We start from the raw sequence: 17,262 nt of genomic DNA, 5'->3' as shown, positions 1-17,262 counted from the left end.
TTGAAAGACGATATTATAGTAAAGGGTGCTAGGGTCAACAATCTTAAAAATGTTGACCTTAGAATTCCTAGAAATAAATTTGTAGTTTTCACAGGTTTATCAGGTTCCGGGAAGTCATCTCTTGCCTTTGATACAATTTATGCAGAGGGACAGAGGAGATATGTAGAAAGCTTGTCTTCCTATGCTAGACAATTCCTTGGACAAATGGATAAGCCTGAAGTTGATTATATAGAGGGAATGAGTCCGTCTATATCAATTGACCAAAAGACTACATCAAAAAATCCACGTTCCACTGTGGGTACTGTTACAGAAATTTATGACTATTTGAGACTTTTGTATGCAAGAGTTGGTCATGCCTTTTGTCCTGAATGTGGAGAAGAAATTTCATCCTATACAATTGACCAAATGGTAGATGATATTTTAAAACTTGAAGAAAGAACTAGAATTCAAATTCTTTCTCCAATTGTAAGACACAGAAAGGGCCAACATAAAAAAGTTTTTGAAAAAATAAAAAAAGAAGGCTTTTTAAGAGTTATAGTCGATGGCGAAATGATGGATATTTCTGATGAAATCGAACTTGATAAAAATAAAAATCACGATATAGATATTGTCGTAGATAGAATTATTGTAAAAGAAGGAATCCAGTCAAGACTTGCAGATTCTTTAGAACTTGCAACAAATATGAGCGAAGGGATTGCAAAGGTAAATGTAATTGATGGGGAAGATATGATTTTTTCCACAAAACTTGCTTGCCCTCACTGCAATATTATTATAGAAGAAGTTACTCCAAGATCCTTCTCATTTAACTCTCCGCTTGGAGCTTGTGATGAATGTAAGGGACTTGGATTTTCCAAAGAAGTTTCAGAAGATTTAGTAATTCCAAACAAAGAACTTTCAATAGATGAAGGTGCAGTTGCATGTTACTCAAATTCTAAAGGAACTTATTATTATGAAATAATTGCTCATATTGCTAAAAAGTTTGATTTTAGCACTAAAGAGCCGATAAAAAATGCACCAAAAGAATTTATGGATGCAATTTTACACGGATATGACGGTAAACTTTCCTTTACTTTTAATTCTTATTTCTCTGGAAATAAAAAGTATTCCGGTGGCTTTGAAGGAATTTTAAAAAATTTAAAGAGAAGATATACTGAATCAAGTTCCGATAGAATGCTCGATAGAATCGATGAATTTATGGAAGAAGTACCATGTCCTAAATGTCATGGCACAAGACTTAAAAGCTCCTCACTTGCAATAAAAGTTGGAGGACTAAACATTCATGAACTAACAGAGCTATCAATAGACAAATCCCTTAAATTCTTTGATGAGCTTGAACTTTCAAAGAGCGAATCAATAATTGCAGAGGAACTTTTAAAAGAAATTAAATCAAGACTTGAATTTTTATTAAATGTTGGACTTGAATACCTTTCACTTTCACGTATGGCAGGCACACTTTCAGGTGGAGAAGCACAAAGAATTAGACTTGCAACACAAATTGGCTCCCAACTTGTTGGCGTAATCTATGTACTTGACGAGCCAAGCATTGGACTTCACCAAAGAGACAACTCAAAACTTTTAGAATCTCTTAGAGATTTGACTGATATTGGCAACACTTTAATTGTTGTAGAGCATGATGAAGACACAATGTTTGCAGCTGACCAAATCGTAGACATTGGACCACTTGCTGGAGTTAATGGAGGAAAAATAGTCGCCCAAGGAACTGCGGAAGAGATAATGAAAGTTTCTGAATCGATTACGGGAGCTTATCTAAGTGGCAGAAAGAAAATTGAAGTTCCAAAGAAAAGACGTGAGGGAAACGGCAAGTCAATTAAAATAATTGGAGCAGCTGAAAATAATTTAAAAAATGTGGATGTTGAATTTCCACTTGGAAAATTTGTAGTTGTCACAGGGGTTTCAGGCTCAGGTAAGTCATCTCTTGTCAATGAAATTTTATACAAAAGTCTTGCACAAAAAATAAATAAATCTAGAATAAAACCTGGAAAGTATAAAAGCATTGAAGGACTTGAAAATGTAGATAAAGTTGTAGATATTGACCAATCTCCAATTGGTAGAACTCCTCGTTCAAACCCAGCAACTTACACTGGTGCCTTTGACATGATAAGAGATATTTTTGCAAATACTAATGAAGCAAAGATGAAGGGCTATCAAAAGGGAAGATTTTCCTTCAATGTGAAGGGCGGAAGATGTGAAGCTTGTAAGGGAGATGGAATCCTAAAGGTCGAAATGCACTTCTTGCCAGATGTTTACGTGCCTTGTGAAGTTTGTAAGGGCAAGAGATACAATAGAGAAACTCTTGAAGTTAAATACAAGGGCAAAAATATTTCTGATGTTTTAGAAATGACAGTGGATGAAGCAATTGACTATTTTGCAAATCATGAGAGAGTCCTAAGAAAACTTGAAACGCTAAGAGATGTTGGACTTTCTTATATTAAACTTGGTCAATCATCAACTTCATTATCAGGTGGAGAAGCACAAAGAGTTAAACTTGCAACAGAGCTTTCAAAAAGACCAACTGGTAAAACTATTTATATCTTAGACGAGCCTACAACTGGACTTCACGCTGAAGATATTAACAAACTTATAAAAGTGCTAGATGAATTAGTTGAAAGGGGAAACACTGTAATTACAATTGAGCACAACTTAGATGTAATTAAATGTGCTGATCATATAATTGATTTAGGACCGGATGGTGGAGATGGCGGCGGAACAATTGTATTTACTGGAACTCCAGAAGAAATAGTAAATTGTGAAGACTCCTTTACTGGAAAGTTTTTAAAGCCAAAATTGGAGGATTAATTTGAAAAATATTAGAAAAATTATATTTTTAACAGTATTTTTAGCTTGCATATCAAACTTTGCCTTTGCAAAGGGATTTGTAAGACAAAATAATTTTATGGATAAATCAGGTGTTGAGAGAAGAGATGAGTTAAAGAGATGGCAGGCGCTTATGAATTTGCCTGTCACTGGAACTCTTGATGAAAAGACAAAGACTGCTCTTTACACGGAAAATTACGAAGCATATGATGAAATAAAAAATCCGCCTTCTAAGGGATATTGGATTGCAATTAATAAATCTAGAAGAACTTTAACATTATACAAGGGTTCAAAATCACAAGGCAAGTACCCAGTAACACTTGGGACAAATGCAACACCAACACCTAGTGCAAAGGCGAAAATGCAAAACAAACACAAAAACCCTGCATGGGGCGGCATGGGAGGTAAATACACTCCAGTTGCTGCAGATGATCCAAATAATCCACTTGGAGAGAGATGGATGGGTCTTAGAATTCCTGGACAAAATGGATACGGAATTCATGGAAATATTAAACCTCATCAAATTGGAGGGTATTATTCCAATGGATGCATTAGAATGTTTAATTACGACATAGAAAATTATGTATTCCCAATAGTTCCTGTTGGAGCACCAGTTTGGCTTGGAACAGATAATGAATTAGAATCTTGGGGACTTTATCAATACTCAAGAATTATGAAAGAAAAGCCTGCACCAAAGCCAGTTGAAAAACCAGTAGAAAAATCTGTCGAAGATCCTATGATGCAAATTGAAAAAGTAAATGCAGGAGAATTATTAGAGTTTTAATCATATAAAGTGAAAAAGAATAAAAAAATCATTGCATTAGGATATTTTTTCCTTTATAATATACTGTAATTTATCTTTATAAAATATTATTTTAAATGTCTTGGGCAAAAATCCAAGACATTGTACTTAAAAGGAGGATTATTATGAAGAAGATATTTAACATTGCAATTATACTTATGGCTGCTACTCTATTATTTGGTTGTGGCAAAAAAGAAGAAGCACCTGCAGAAGAAGCTAAAGAAGCGGTTAAAGTTGAAGTAACAGCAACGGGACCTACAATTGATGCCATTAAAGAAAAGGGTAAAATTGTAATGGGTACTTCAGCTGACTTCCCTCCAATGGAATGGATTTCTTTCCAAAATGGCAAGGAAGAATTTGTCGGAGTTGATATTGCACTAGGAAAGGCTATTGCTGATTCTCTAGGAGTTGAACTTGAAGTTAAAAACATGGCTTTTGAAGGACTTATTGGTTCTCTTAAGGCTGGAGATGTTGACATGGTAATTGCAGGAATGCAAGCTGATGCTGACAGAAAAGAGCAAGTTGATTTTTCAGAACCATATTTCAGTGGGGATCAAGTAATTGTAACTTTAGAAGAAAATAAAGACAAATATAAAACAGTTGATGACCTAAATGGAAAAATCGTTGGAACTCAACTTGGAACAATCCAACAAAAATATGGATTAGAAAAATTTGGAGACAATTGCAAGGGATTCGATCTTAACAATGTTATTATCGAGCAACTTAAAAACAAGTCCATAGATGCTGCACTACTTTCTGAACTTCCAGCAAAGCAATTTGTAAACATTGCAGATGGTCTTGCAATAGTTGGAGATATTGGTCTTCCAAAAGAAGATGGAAATGCAGTAGCTGTTAAAAAAGGAAATGATGACTTAACTCAAGCTATTTCAGAAGTAGTTAAAGGATTAAAAGATTCAAACCAAATCGACAAATGGATTGATGAGTATATTGAACTATCTAACAAGGAAGCTGCAAAATAGTAACTAAATATTCCCTACATCATGTGGGGAATTTTTTATTTTAGGAATTGAGGTAATTATGGAATTTATAGCAAATCAAATTAGTTTCATAGAGAGATATTTTCCAGCCTATTTAAATGGAGCAATAACGACAGTTCAGCTTTCTTTTATAGGTGTAATCCTGGGATTTACATTTGGTGTATGTCTAGCTCTTATGAAAACTTCAAAAGTAAAGATATTAAATATACTTTCAAGCATTTATATAGAAGTTGTTAGAGGAACCCCTATGCTAGTTCAAATTATGATTGTATACTTTGGACTAAAGAAAATAATTCCTGAAAGTTTCACACTACTTACAGCACCAATGTTCTTGTGTTCTCTTTCAATATCACTTAACTCTGCAGCATATATTGCAGAAATAATAAGAGCGGGAATTAATTCAATTGATAAGGGACAAATGGAAGCAGCTCGTTCACTTGGACTTAACAAAAATCAAGCGATGAAAAATATTATACTTCCACAAGCAATTAAAAATATTTTACCAGCTCTAGTAAATGAATTTATAACACTTATAAAGGAATCATCAATAACATACACTGTAGGTGTTGGAGAATTAATGTATGCAGGTAAAAGTATATCATCAGGATCTTATGAACTCGTAAGACCATTTGTATTTACAGCCGTTGTATACTTTATAATGGTATTTAGTTTATCAAAGGCTCTTGGACTTTTAGAAAGGAGACTAGCAAATGATTAAAGTTGAAAAATTAAAAAAATCCTTTGGCTCTCTAGAAGTCTTAAAGGGAATTGATGAAGAAATTAAAGATGGCGAAGTAGTTGTAGTCATTGGACCTTCGGGTTCGGGTAAGTCCACATTTTTAAGATGTCTTAACTTACTTGAAGAGCCAACATCGGGCCACATCTATGTAGACGATAAAGAAATAACAACAAAGGACATTGACATCAACAAGGTTAGAGAAGATATGGGAATGGTATTCCAAAACTTTAACCTATTTAACAATTTAAATATAATTGACAACATCACACTTGCGCCAACACTTGTTAAGAAACAATCTAAAGAAGAAGCAGAAAAAAAGGCAATGGAACTTTTAAATAGAGTTGGACTACCTGATAAGAGAGATTCTTATCCAAATTCGCTATCAGGCGGACAAAAGCAAAGAATTGCAATAGCAAGAGCCCTTGCAATGAATCCAAAGGTAATGCTTTTTGACGAGCCAACTTCTGCACTTGACCCTGAAATGGTAGGAGAAGTTCTTGATATAATGAAAGACCTTGCTCATGATGGTATGACTATGGTAGTTGTAACTCATGAAATGGGATTTGCTAGAGAAGTTGGAGACAGAATACTATTTATGGACGGCGGATATATTGTAGAAGAAGGCCGACCAGAAGAAGTATTTGGAAATCCACAAAACGAGAGAACAAAAAGTTTCTTGGCAAAAGTTTTATAATGGTAGTAAATCGAAAGATTAGTCTTGAGATTTATATGGGAATGTCCATATATAGAAAATATTTTAAAGATGTTGCATTTGCAGCATCTTTTTTTGTATCCAGAATTAAACAAATTTTAAATATATTAACATGTTATTTATTTTTAACACAATAATTATTGTGTTAAACTAAATATAAATTTCAAAAAAAGAAAGGGATGGAAAATGAAAGATCAATGGTTTTATGCAAATCATCCACTGATGTATATCGCATGTTCAGTGGGAATTATCTTAGTGTTGTTCCAAGGAACATACTTACTAAGAAAGGCACTTAAGGCATCTGAAGAGATGGGAATGGACAAAAAGAGAATTAGAAAAGGTGTTACAACAGCACTTGTAGCATCAATTGGACCAGCACTTGGAATTTGTGGCTCAATACTAGCACTTATAGTTACATTAGGAGCACCAGTAACTGCACTTAGAATGTCAGTTATCGGTGGAACAAATTATGAAACAATGGCTGCAAACTTTGGTGCAAAGGCAATGGGAGCAGAACTTGCTACAACAATGGATCCTATAGTGTTTACAAATGCCCTTTGGACTCCAGCACTTGGAGTAATGGGTTGGCTAATATTTATGGTTTTATTTGGTCATAAAATGGAATCAGTTAACCATGTGCTTACAGGAGGAAGAAAAGCACTTCTTCCAGCAGTTTCTGTTGGAGCAATGCTAGGAGCTTTCGCATACTTTTGCGTAGATAATATTTCAAAAGTTAGCACAAATCCAAAAGTTACTTTTGCAACTGTTTTTGGTTTTATAATTATGTTTATCTGCCAAAAACTTGGTAAGAAATACACATGGCTTAGAGACTGGGGACTTACATTTGCAATGTTTATCGGTGCAATTGCGTCTCAATTAATATTTTAGGAGGTATGAAATGACAGCTTACGAAAAATTTTCTAAATCAATTCACAATTTTGGAAGACTATCTATGGTACTAGGTATGATAGCTGTACTTCTTCCACCAATGCTAATGACATTTTACTTCGGATTTAATCCAGGAATTACAGCAATTATAACTGGGGCAATTTCACAAATTTCAGTTTCAGGAGCATTTTATTTTTCAGAACCAATTGCTAACTATCCAATAGTTGGAGCCGCAGGACTTTATATGTCAATTCTTTCTGGAAACAGTGTAAACTTAAAAATACCTGCAGCAGTATCTGCAATTGCAGGATCAGGATATAAACAAGGAACAGACGAAGGATCAATGATGGGAACAATGGGAATTGCAGTTTCAATTTATGTTGCGACATTTTTTGTAATTGTTTCTACAATTTTTGCACAAACTGTAATAGTTAATCTTCCAGAAAATATCAAAGAAGTTTTAACACTAATTATTCCTGCACTTTATGGAGGAATCTTTGCACAATTTTCTGTAAAATCATTTAAAACAGGAATTTTTGCACTTGTCATTGCTTTTGTAATGTCAAAGATAGTTGCACTTATACCATTTAATGCAACATTCTTAATTACACTTGTGACAGTTTTCTCATCAATATTTTTTGCAAGAACTCAACTTGAAACAATTAACAAGAATTCATAGGGGGAATTATGAAAAACTTTAACAAAGAAAAGCTCTTAGAAATTTTTGAAGAATTATTAATGATTCACTCACCTTCATATAAAGAGGAAAATGTAGCAAAATACATTATCGACTTTGTAAAAGAGCTTGGCGGAGAAATTTATTTAGACAAATCTTATGATAAATACGGCGGAAATGCACCTACAATTTTTACTCACTTTAAGGGCGAAGGCGAGGGAGTTACATTTTCAAGTCATATGGATGTAATCGAACCTAATAAAGATTTAAAAATTATTAAAGATGATAAAATTTGGAAGACTGATGGAAATACTACTCTTGGCGGAGATGACAAGGGTGGAGTTGCAGCTATTCTATATGCAATTTATCATATAATTACAAATAATATTAAACACAGAGATATTTATGCAATATTTACACCGGGCGAAGAAGTTGGAATGCTTGGAGCAAGAAATATTAATTGGGATGAAGTTTATAAAAATATGAATCCTGCAAAAAATATGATAGTAGTAGATAATGCTGGATCTTGTGACAAAGTTGCATACAAGGCACCGACATCATATTCCTTTACATTTAAAATAAGAGGAAAATCTGCTCACGCAGGGATAGAACCTGAAAAGGGAATTAGTGCAATAATACTTGCAGCTAAGGCTCTATCTCAGTTTAGGACTTTGAGAATAGATGAATTTACAACATCAAATATTTCAAAAATTTCATCTGACTTCCCTAGCAATGTTGTGCCAGATTATGTAGAGTTTTCTGGAGAAATTAGAGGTCATGATGAAGACCATGTATTTGAAATTCTCGATGAATACGAAAATATTGTAAAAAATCTTACAGAAAATTATGAATTTGAAAAGACGCTTGACTATCCAGCACTTAGGCCAACAGATATGAGCTTCTCAAAAGAAATCTTAAACTCATATAAAAATGTTGGCGTAGATGCAAAAGAAGTTGTAATAGGTGGAGGATCTGATGCAAACTTCTTTGCAGAGGAAGGATTTAACTCACTTATAGTTGGAGTGGGAATGGAAAAAGTCCACACAAAAGAAGAATATATAGTATTAGATGATTTATTTAAAACAACAATGGCATTAATAGATTATCTAGAAGTTTAAAAATATGAGCTGTTCCATGACAGCTCTTTTTAATTGCAGATTTTGATTTATCAGTGAAGATGTAATAAAATATATGATAAGAATTATTATTTATGAATTATTTGGAGTAAATATGAAATATATCATTAAACGAGGAATTTATTTAAATATTATTTTTTTACTTTTTTGGATAACCTTGGCGCTCTTAAATTTTAAAGAAAATAAAGAAAATTACATAAATTTAATTATTATAACTATAATTGGTGAATTTGCTTACTGGATAAGCATTGTTTTAGGGGCTTATTTTAGCAAAAAATTTAAATCATAAATTATTATTTTTTAATGGGGTATGTAATTAATAGGAGGTACAAATGATTAAAAATTTTGCACACATTGGAGTAACTGTAACAGATTTAGAAAAATCAATTGAATTTTATAGAGATGTATTAGAACTTGAATTTATTGGAAGAACACATATGGAAGGCGAAAGCACAGATAAATTATTTGATGCAAAAGACTTATATGTAAGCCTTGCATATTTAAAACCCAAAGATTCAAATGGACCAACATTGGAACTTATAAAATATGAAAGCTTAGAAGTAGAAAAAGATAAACCATCCCTATTTAAAACATCAATTTCTGAAATTTGTTTTGGAGTAGATGATATAGAAAAGTTCTATGAAAGATTAGTAGAAAATAAAATTGAAGTAATCTCTGAACCACAAGAATTTGATATGACAGGAGATGGCTTTGGAAAGAGTAAAGCAATATACTTCTACGATCCCGATGGCAATATATTAGAGGCAATTGAAGAATTATAAATTTAGCAAGGGTTTTATTTTTGTACTTTCAGCGGCGTCAAGATGTTTTGAGGAGGCTTGGAGGGGCAAAAAAAGAGGGCTGTCCCTTGTTAATAATAGAAAAATGTAATCTTTAGAAAATTTAATTAATTAAAAATTAAATTGATAAAAAGGGGCTGTTATCTAGGTATTGAGAAGTGTGAAAAACTTTTGAATTTTTAAATTGGAAGTACTTAGATGTAGAGGGCTGTCCCTTGTTAATAATAGAAAAAGTAATCTTTAGAAAATTTAATTAATTAAAAATTAAATTGATAAAAAGGGGCTGTCCTCTAGGCATCGAGAAGTCTGAAAAGCTAATGAATTTTTAAATTAGAAGTACTTAGATGTAGAGGGCTGTCCCTTGTTAATAATAGAAAAATGTAATCTTTAGAAAATTTAATTAATTAAAAATTAAATTGATAAAAAGGGGCTGTCCTCTAGGCATTGAGAAGTTTATAAAACTTTAGAATTTTTAAAGCAGATGTACTTACATTTATCCATCAAAAAAGACCACTCGTTGAAGTGGTCTTAATTTTTATATTCTTACATTAATTTTGAAATTTCCTTAACAAAATCTATTTTATTTTCAACTGATAACCCTGCGAGAAGTCTTGCGCCGTTGTAAAGTAAATTTGTATAAGATTTAAATTTTTCATCATCTTTTGAAAGTTCTTTTAGTTTCATTACTGCTGGGTGATTTGGATTTAGTTCAAGTACTTTTTGTGCCTTGAATCCTTGGTTTCCTGGCATATTTTTAAAAGTTTTTTCCATATCGATGGAAACTTCGCCCTTGCTTGAGAGGTAAGCTGCATCATCTGTTAGATTTTTATTTTCCTTGATTTCTACAACTTCATCTTTTAAAAGTTCTTTCATATTTTTAATATATTCAGGTGATTCTTCTTTATCATCCTTTTCATCTGCTGAAGTTTCAGAAATTGATTTAAATTTTTTTTCATCATATGCGTCAATCATCTTAATTACAAATTCATCAATTGCATCTTTTAAAATAAGAACTTCAATGTCTTTATCTATAAATGATTTAATTTGAGGAAGTTTTTTAATTTCATCAGCTGAATCGCCATTTGCGTAATAGATTAAATCTTGATCTGGCTTCATATCTTTTCTATATTCTGCAAATGTAACTGAATCTCTTTTTGTAGATGGATAGATAAATAAATCTTTTAATTTATCTGCATCGGCACCGTAGTTTTCATAAGCTCCAGATTTTAATACAACTCCAAAGTTTTTAAAGAATTCTTCGTATTTTTCTCTGTCATTTTTAAGAATCTTTTCAAGTTCAGCAAGAACTTTCTTTTCAAGATTTTTCTTAATAATTTCAAGCTCACGAGTTTTTTGTAGCATTTCACGAGATATATTTAATGAAATATCTTCAGAATCAACAACACCCTTTATAAATGAAAGATAATCTGGGAGTAAATCTTCGCATTTATTCATTATTAGCACGCCATTTGAATATAGTTCAAGTCCTGATTTCTTGTCAGGATTGTAGAAGTCAAAAGGTCTTCTTGAAGGAATGTACAAAATTGCCTTAAAGGAAATAACTCCTTCAACGCTAATGTGAATGTGGGCAAGAGGATCTTCAAATCCAAAATGTCTTTGCTTAAAGAAATTGTTGTAGTCTTCTTCTTTTAATTCATTTTTATTTTTTCTCCACATTGGCACAGATGAGTTAAGCACATCATCTTCTGTATAATCTTCAAACTTAGGGTCGTCATCAGTTGAATCGGCTGCAGGTCTTTTCTTGTTGACCTTCATCTTAATTGGATATGAGATGTAGTTTGAATAGTGACTTACAAGCTCGCGAATTCTGTATTCATCTAGGAATTCGTCATAGTTTTCATCTTCAGTGTTTTCTCTTAGATGAAGTTTAATACTTGTACCATGATCATCTTTTTTAGCATCTTCAATTGTGTAGCCATCAGCACCCTTTGATTTCCAAATATGTGCCTCATCTTCTTTGTATGACTTAGTTAAAACTTCAATTTCATCTGCAACCATAAAGGCAGAATAAAAACCAACACCAAATTGACCAATTATTTCGTGGTCTTCAGATTTTTCATTTTCATTTTTAAAATCAAGAGAGCCTGACTTTGCAATAGTACCCAAGTTTTCAACAAGCTCATCTTCAGTCATACCAATACCATTATCAGAAATAGTAATAGTTCTGTTATCTTTGTCAGCTTCAATTCTAATGTAATAATCATCGTGATCGAATTTAACATCCTTGTCATTTAATGCAATGTAGTACATCTTATCCATTGCATCAGATGCGTTAGATATTAATTCTCTCAAGAATATTTCTTTATTTGTGTATATAGAATGAATCATTAGATCCATTAATCTTTCAGTTTGTGCATTGTATTTCTTTTTCATTTGATCACCTTTCTAATTAGCACTCAATTAAAGTATCTGCTAATAATATACAACTTTTTTGTAAAATAGTCAAATTTTAACAAGAGATTGGGTATAAGAAAAATAATAGTAGGAGGTCATTATGGCAAAAGATAGTAAGTACGAAATTTTAATATCAGAAAATGTGGAATTATCTGAAGAAGATAAAAAAGATATAGCATATTTGCAAGAATTGAAAAGATATAAAGATTCAGAAGATGATAGAATTTTCGAAGACGATATGTCAATTGTTGAAGAAGCACTTGCAATAGAAGAAGAGTGCATAAAATTTTATGATAAAGCAGCAGAAATGCTTTTTGGCAATGCAGAAGAAGTTTTCAAATCACTTTCACATCAATCAGATGAACATGTATCATATCTCAGTGGAATTAAGAAAACCCTTGAAGGATACGAAGACAAATCATTTATAGATAAAATAAAAGACTTCGTTGATAAAAAGAAAAATAAGGATGACGACAGATACAACTGGGGAGAAATAGAAGACTATAAACTTACAGCAGCACTAAATGTATTTGCAATTGGAATGGAAATCAAGAGAACAATGATTGCATTTTATATAAAAGCCTCACAAAAATCAGAATATCCATATGCAAAGAAATTATATGACGAATTAGTGTATTGGGAAAATCATCAATTAGATGAATTAGAAGAACAATATAATTTTTACAAAAATAAATAAAATAGAGTTATTTAAGATCTTATCTAGATAGTAGATGGGATCTTTTTTAAATTGAAATATTTTAGTAAAACATATAAATACAAAGATAACATATTAAAATTAAAAAAATATATTGACAGAAAATAAGTGGATGTATATAATCTAATTAAATTCGTAAATGCATTTATTGAACGTAAATACAAACAATGGAAGTGAAAAATCTTTTATAATAATGTGAAGATTTTCTATTGGTAGTAAAATTAAAAAAGAAGAATTATTAAGGAGGGTAATCATATGATAATTAATTTTTTAAAAAAAGTTCCTGCTGGAATGATGATAGTTCCAATGTTTATATCTGCAATTATAAACACATTTTTCCCAGAAATATTGCAGATAGGTTCTTTTACTACAGCTGTTTTTACATCTCAAGGAATGGCAGCAATATTAGGAGTGCAACTTATATGTATGGGAGCACAACTTAGAGTAGATGAATTATTTAAAGTTTTAAAAAGAGGCGGAGTTCTTTTGTTATCAAAGTTTTTTATAGGGGCGATATTAGGTATAGGCGTTGGATACATATTTGGACCACTTGGTATTTTTGGTCTTTCAAGCATGGCTATAATTTGTGCGGTTACTAATTCAAATGGAAGTATGTACTTAGCTCTTATGACAGAGTATGGAGATGAAGTAGATCAAACATCTATGAGTTTATTGGCAATAAATGATGGACCATTCTTTACATTATTAGCATTAGGGCTTTCAGGATTGGCAAACATTCCAATTATGGCATTAGTTGCAGTAATTGTACCAATTTTATTTGGAATGTTGATAGGTAATATAGATAAAAAAATGCAAGAATTTTTAGAACCAGGTGTTGGACTACTTTTACCGTTTGTTGGAATAACACTTGGAGCAGGAATGAATATAAAAAACATTTTAGGAGGTGGAGCGTCTGGTCTAATACTAGGTCTAGTAACTGTATTTATTGGTGGAGCTTTTATAGTTTTATGTGATAGAAAAATAAATAAAAGACCTGGTTATGCAGGATGGGCAGTTGCTAGTACAGCGGGAAATGCTATAGCAGTTCCTGCGATGGTAGGAGCAGCAGACCCAACACTTATGCCTATAGTAGAAGTAGCAACTACTCAAGTAGCGGCTTCAGCAGTACTATCAGCTATATTAGTTCCAATCTTAACAGCTTGGTGGGTAAAGAAACATGGGGCACCTAAGGCGCCTTTAGAAGGACAGAGTTTTAAGTAAAATTATAGGGAGGAATAATGAGAAGTAATATAATTACGCCAACAGTGACATTTTTAAATGAAGACAAAACTATAAATATTGAAGATAATAAAAAGCTTATTAATTATTTAATAGATAATGGAGTGGATGGATTAGCTCCACTTGGAAGTTCAGGAGAATTTCCTTTTATAAGTTTTGAAGAAAAGAAAAAATTAATAGACTTATATGTAAAAGAAAATAACAAGAGAATAAAACTCATAGCAGGAACAAGCTCTATGGATTTTGAAGAAACTATAGAACTTTCAAACTTTGCTTATGATTTAGGGGTTGATGGAGTTTTAGTGATTCCACCTTACTATTTTGCTATGAGTCAAGAAGAAGGATTTCATTATTATGATGAATTAGCAAAAAATACAAAAGCTAACATTTATATATATAACTTTGAAGCGAGATCAGGATTTAATATAAGTGCGGATAATGTGGTAAAACTCATTAAAAAACATAAAAATATTAAAGGTTTAAAAGATTCAACTTCAGATGCAGAACATACTAAAGAGGTTATATATAAATCTCACATGATAAATAAAGATTTTGAAGTTTATTCAGGATTTGACAATCATTTTTTAATAAATGCAATATCTGGTGGATCTGGTTGTATATCAGCTATATCAAATATAATACCAAGTTATTGGGCTAAGCTTGTAAGTGCTGTAAATAATAAGAAATTTGATGATGTAACTAAAAAGATGAGAGAAATTGATAGCTTGATGAAATTGTATTCAGTAGATAGTAATTTTTCTCTTTTATTTAAGAAGATTATAAATGAAAAAGAATTCAAGTGTAGCACTTATACATTCTTCCCTTTTGAAAACATTGATGAAGATAAATATAAGCATGGTATGTCAATTTTAAACAATCTAGGATTATTAAAATAAATTAATTAGAGTTTTGGGAGGTTAATATGATCAATGCTTTGAAGATTAGTGAGAAAGATAATGTAGTGGTTGTAATAGAAAATATTACAAAAGGAGAAATTATAAACTACAGAGATTTGGATGGAACAGAAAAGAAATTTGAAGCAAATGATGATACTAAGATTTATCATAAAATTGCAGATAGAGATATAAAAAAGGGAGAAAATATTATTAAATATGGCGAACATATAGGAGTAGCTCTTGAAGATATAAAAAAAGGCGATCATGTGCATACATCGAATACAGAAGGTAGAAGAGAAGATTTAAAAGATAAGGAGTGAAGATATGACAAGGACTTTTTGGGGATACAAAAGATCAGATGGCAGAGTTGGAATTAGAAATCATGTTTTAATTTTGCCAGCAAGTGTTTGTGCATCAGATACTACTAGAATAATAGCTAATCAAGTTGAGGGAGCAGTTTCATTCAATCATCAATTGGGATGTTCACAATTAGGAGAAGATTTTGAATGGACTATGAATGTTGTTTCAGGATATGCTGCTAATCCAAATGTATATGGAACTATAATCGTAGGATTAGGTTGTGAAAATCATCAAGCTAGATTAGTTGAAAAAGAAATAAAGAAGAAGACAAATAAACCTTTAAAAGTTTTAATAATTCAAGAAGAGGGCGGGACATTAAATACTATTGCAAAAGCTACAAATATAGCAAGAGAAATGGTTCAAGAAGCTGTACAATTGAGAAGAGAAGAATTCCCAGTATCAGAACTTATAGTGGCTACTGAGTGTGGAGGTTCAGATCCGACATCAGGACTTGCAGCTAATCCAAGTATTGGAGAATTAAGTGATTTGGTAGTTGCAGAAGGTGGAACAGCTGTACTTTCTGAAACTACAGAATTTATTGGAGCAGAACATATATTAGCAAGACGTGCTAAAAACAAAGAAGTTCATGATAGATTATATGAGATTATTTATAGATATGAAGATCATATTGATAGAAATACAGGATTATCAGTAAGAGAAGGCAATCCATCTCCAGGAAATAAAGAGGGTGGACTTACAACACTAGAAGAAAAATCACTAGGATGTATCCACAAGGGTGGAACTACTACTGTAAATAATATTTACGACTATGGAAAAATGATGAATAAAGGGGAAGGGCTTGTTATAATGGATACTCCAGGCAATGATCCTTCTTCTGTAGCAGGAATGATTGCTGGAGGAGCTCAAGTTGTATTTTTCTCAACAGGTAGAGGCACACCTACAGGACATCCATTAGCACCAGTTGTAAAGATTACTGGAAATAGGGAAACATGGGAAATAATGAAAGATAATTTAGATTACAATGCAAGTCCTGTGATTTATGGCGAAAAGACAATGAAACAACAAGGAGAGGAGCTTTTTTCTGAACTAATTGAAGTAGCAAATGGAAAGCTTACAAAGTCAGAAGTTTTTGGATATACTGAGACAGCTATAGCTAGAGCAGCTAACTTTGTATAAAATATTTAAAGAGCCTTAGGGCTCTTTTTTAATTAATTTATAAAATCGCATTTATTGACTTAAACTTTAAATTGTTTATAATAATAATTAAATAAAAATTAAGGGGAGAATTATGCACAAACCAACTGAAAGAGTTCTTAAAATACTTTTAACTTTAGCATCCGAAAAAGAAAAATTAACATTAACAGAAATTTCTGAGAAAACTAATATCCCAAAAAGCACAATTTCGCCAATTCTTTCTACAATGGTTGAAATGAAATTTTTAAGTAAAAAAGATGACCAGAAATATAAAACAGGAATTAATACTTTTGTAGTAGGAGAAACCTATATAGAAAGCACTTCTATTCTTGAGATGATTAAATCAAATATGAATGAAATTGTAAAAGAATGCAATGAAATCTGTCAATTAGGTATTATTCAACAAGACAAAGTTTTTTATATAGCCAAGAAAGAACCTAAACAGTCTATTCAGCTAGTGAGTTATGTAGGGAAGTTTTTACCACTATATTCAACAGCACTGGGAAAAGTTTTAATTGTAAATATGACTAATGATGAAATTAGAAAACTTATTGGAAATGAAATGACACCACTTACAGAAAATACAATTACAGATATGGATATGTTTTTAGAGGAAATAGATAAAGTTAGAGTTAATGGATATGCCTATGATTTAAAAGAAACTAGTTTAGACTCAATGTGTGTAGCTGTTCCTATTGTAAAAGATAATAAGGTAATTAGTGCCATGAGCGTTTCTGTACCCGCTTATAGAAGTGATAAAGAAAAATTTGATGAAATTTTAAAAATTTTAAATAAGCATAAAAATATAATTGAAGATGCCCTTGAGTATACAAAATTCAAAGATGAAGACTTAATTTAAGAAAACCTCTCCAAATTATTTTAAATAATAGGAGAGG

General features: G+C 31.8%; 17 protein-coding genes. 16 read left to right on the top strand and 1 reads right to left on the bottom strand.

Annotated features, from left to right (window positions below):
- The 10 genes from uvrA (at position 1) to KQI68_RS00110 (ending at position 9,568) form a co-directional block, all read left to right on the top strand.
- Positions 1-2,817 (top strand): excinuclease ABC subunit UvrA, encoded by a 2,817-nt coding sequence (gene uvrA / locus KQI68_RS00155; protein ID WP_216547890.1) that lies wholly within the window; start codon positions 1-3, stop codon positions 2,815-2,817.
- Position 2,818: 1 nt separating this feature from the next.
- On the top strand, positions 2,819-3,619 hold the full coding sequence (locus tag KQI68_RS00150; RefSeq protein ID WP_246541191.1) for a L,D-transpeptidase: 801 nt from the start codon (positions 2,819-2,821) through the stop codon (positions 3,617-3,619).
- Between the two features lie 143 nt (positions 3,620-3,762).
- On the top strand, positions 3,763-4,617 hold the full coding sequence (locus KQI68_RS00145; RefSeq protein WP_246541190.1) for a transporter substrate-binding domain-containing protein: 855 nt from the start codon (positions 3,763-3,765) through the stop codon (positions 4,615-4,617).
- 58 nt (positions 4,618-4,675) lie between these two features.
- Positions 4,676-5,353, top strand: coding sequence for an amino acid ABC transporter permease (locus tag KQI68_RS00140; RefSeq protein WP_216547889.1), 678 nt, complete (start codon positions 4,676-4,678; stop codon positions 5,351-5,353).
- The gene (locus KQI68_RS00135; RefSeq protein WP_216547888.1) at positions 5,346-6,068 is read left to right on the top strand and encodes an amino acid ABC transporter ATP-binding protein; all 723 of its coding nucleotides are present in this window, start codon (positions 5,346-5,348) and stop codon (positions 6,066-6,068) included. The genes KQI68_RS00140 and KQI68_RS00135 overlap by 8 nt, the downstream gene beginning before the upstream one ends.
- A 204-nt stretch (positions 6,069-6,272) precedes the next feature.
- Positions 6,273-6,974: a DUF5058 family protein gene (locus KQI68_RS00130; protein WP_216547887.1), complete on the top strand. Its 702-nt coding sequence runs from the start codon at positions 6,273-6,275 to the stop codon at positions 6,972-6,974.
- A 10-nt stretch (positions 6,975-6,984) separates the two neighbouring features.
- On the top strand, positions 6,985-7,653 hold the full coding sequence (locus tag KQI68_RS00125) for a hypothetical protein (RefSeq protein ID WP_216547886.1): 669 nt from the start codon (positions 6,985-6,987) through the stop codon (positions 7,651-7,653).
- An 8-nt stretch (positions 7,654-7,661) separates the two neighbouring features.
- On the top strand, positions 7,662-8,768 hold the full coding sequence (locus tag KQI68_RS00120; RefSeq protein ID WP_216547885.1) for a M20/M25/M40 family metallo-hydrolase: 1,107 nt from the start codon (positions 7,662-7,664) through the stop codon (positions 8,766-8,768).
- 112 nt (positions 8,769-8,880) lie between these two features.
- Complete coding sequence (locus tag KQI68_RS00115; RefSeq protein WP_216547884.1) at positions 8,881-9,075, top strand: hypothetical protein; 195 nt, start codon at positions 8,881-8,883, stop codon at positions 9,073-9,075.
- Between the two features lie 43 nt (positions 9,076-9,118).
- Positions 9,119-9,568: a VOC family protein gene (locus KQI68_RS00110; protein ID WP_216547883.1), complete on the top strand. Its 450-nt coding sequence runs from the start codon at positions 9,119-9,121 to the stop codon at positions 9,566-9,568.
- Positions 9,569-10,129: 561 nt separating this feature from the next.
- On the opposite strand, the gene htpG is transcribed toward KQI68_RS00110, so the two are convergent.
- Positions 10,130-11,980, bottom strand: a complete 1,851-nt coding sequence (htpG, locus tag KQI68_RS00105; protein WP_216547882.1) for a molecular chaperone HtpG — start codon at positions 11,978-11,980, stop codon at positions 10,130-10,132.
- A gap of 121 nt (positions 11,981-12,101) precedes the next feature.
- Here htpG and KQI68_RS00100 point away from each other — a divergent pair, with 121 nt between their 5' ends.
- The 6 genes from KQI68_RS00100 to KQI68_RS00075 all read left to right on the top strand — a co-directional run bounded on the left by KQI68_RS00100 (position 12,102) and on the right by KQI68_RS00075 (position 17,225).
- Positions 12,102-12,698, top strand: a complete 597-nt coding sequence (locus KQI68_RS00100; protein WP_216547881.1) for a ferritin family protein — start codon at positions 12,102-12,104, stop codon at positions 12,696-12,698.
- 273 nt (positions 12,699-12,971) lie between these two features.
- Complete coding sequence (locus KQI68_RS00095) at positions 12,972-13,937, top strand: 2-keto-3-deoxygluconate permease (RefSeq protein ID WP_216547880.1); 966 nt, start codon at positions 12,972-12,974, stop codon at positions 13,935-13,937.
- Between the two features lie 17 nt (positions 13,938-13,954).
- Positions 13,955-14,851: a dihydrodipicolinate synthase family protein gene (locus KQI68_RS00090; RefSeq protein ID WP_216547879.1), complete on the top strand. Its 897-nt coding sequence runs from the start codon at positions 13,955-13,957 to the stop codon at positions 14,849-14,851.
- A 26-nt stretch (positions 14,852-14,877) separates the two neighbouring features.
- The gene (locus KQI68_RS00085; RefSeq protein ID WP_216547878.1) at positions 14,878-15,171 is read left to right on the top strand and encodes a UxaA family hydrolase; all 294 of its coding nucleotides are present in this window, start codon (positions 14,878-14,880) and stop codon (positions 15,169-15,171) included.
- Between the two features lie 4 nt (positions 15,172-15,175).
- Positions 15,176-16,348 (top strand): UxaA family hydrolase, encoded by a 1,173-nt coding sequence (locus tag KQI68_RS00080; RefSeq protein ID WP_216547877.1) that lies wholly within the window; start codon positions 15,176-15,178, stop codon positions 16,346-16,348.
- 112 nt (positions 16,349-16,460) lie between these two features.
- Complete coding sequence (locus KQI68_RS00075) at positions 16,461-17,225, top strand: IclR family transcriptional regulator (protein ID WP_216547876.1); 765 nt, start codon at positions 16,461-16,463, stop codon at positions 17,223-17,225.
- Positions 17,226-17,262 lie beyond the last annotated feature (37 nt).

The organism is Peptoniphilus ovalis, from assembly GCF_018919265.1.
Classification (GTDB): Bacteria; Bacillota; Clostridia; order Tissierellales; family Peptoniphilaceae; genus Peptoniphilus_A; species Peptoniphilus_A ovalis.
Note: the sequence above shows the minus strand (reverse complement) of the source record. Positions and strands in the feature narration are given on the sequence as shown.

Bases quoted from the DNA above. Each gene is read 5' to 3' on its own strand.
- KQI68_RS00145 (WP_246541190.1), top strand. From the start codon at position 3,763: ATGAAGAAGATATTTAACATTGCAATTATACTTATGGCTGCTACTCTA.
- KQI68_RS00135 (WP_216547888.1), top strand. From the start codon at position 5,346: ATGATTAAAGTTGAAAAATTAAAAAAATCCTTTGGCTCTCTAGAAGTC.
- KQI68_RS00140 (WP_216547889.1), top strand. From the start codon at position 4,676: ATGGAATTTATAGCAAATCAAATTAGTTTCATAGAGAGATATTTTCCA.
- KQI68_RS00085 (WP_216547878.1), top strand. From the start codon at position 14,878: ATGATCAATGCTTTGAAGATTAGTGAGAAAGATAATGTAGTGGTTGTA.
- KQI68_RS00090 (WP_216547879.1), top strand. From the start codon at position 13,955: ATGAGAAGTAATATAATTACGCCAACAGTGACATTTTTAAATGAAGAC.
- htpG (WP_216547882.1), bottom strand. From the start codon at position 11,980: ATGAAAAAGAAATACAATGCACAAACTGAAAGATTAATGGATCTAATG.
- KQI68_RS00080 (WP_216547877.1), top strand. From the start codon at position 15,176: ATGACAAGGACTTTTTGGGGATACAAAAGATCAGATGGCAGAGTTGGA.
- KQI68_RS00095 (WP_216547880.1), top strand. From the start codon at position 12,972: ATGATAATTAATTTTTTAAAAAAAGTTCCTGCTGGAATGATGATAGTT.
- KQI68_RS00075 (WP_216547876.1), top strand. From the start codon at position 16,461: ATGCACAAACCAACTGAAAGAGTTCTTAAAATACTTTTAACTTTAGCA.
- KQI68_RS00100 (WP_216547881.1), top strand. From the start codon at position 12,102: ATGGCAAAAGATAGTAAGTACGAAATTTTAATATCAGAAAATGTGGAA.
- KQI68_RS00110 (WP_216547883.1), top strand. From the start codon at position 9,119: ATGATTAAAAATTTTGCACACATTGGAGTAACTGTAACAGATTTAGAA.
- KQI68_RS00130 (WP_216547887.1), top strand. From the start codon at position 6,273: ATGAAAGATCAATGGTTTTATGCAAATCATCCACTGATGTATATCGCA.
- KQI68_RS00115 (WP_216547884.1), top strand. From the start codon at position 8,881: ATGAAATATATCATTAAACGAGGAATTTATTTAAATATTATTTTTTTA.
- KQI68_RS00125 (WP_216547886.1), top strand. From the start codon at position 6,985: ATGACAGCTTACGAAAAATTTTCTAAATCAATTCACAATTTTGGAAGA.
- KQI68_RS00120 (WP_216547885.1), top strand. From the start codon at position 7,662: ATGAAAAACTTTAACAAAGAAAAGCTCTTAGAAATTTTTGAAGAATTA.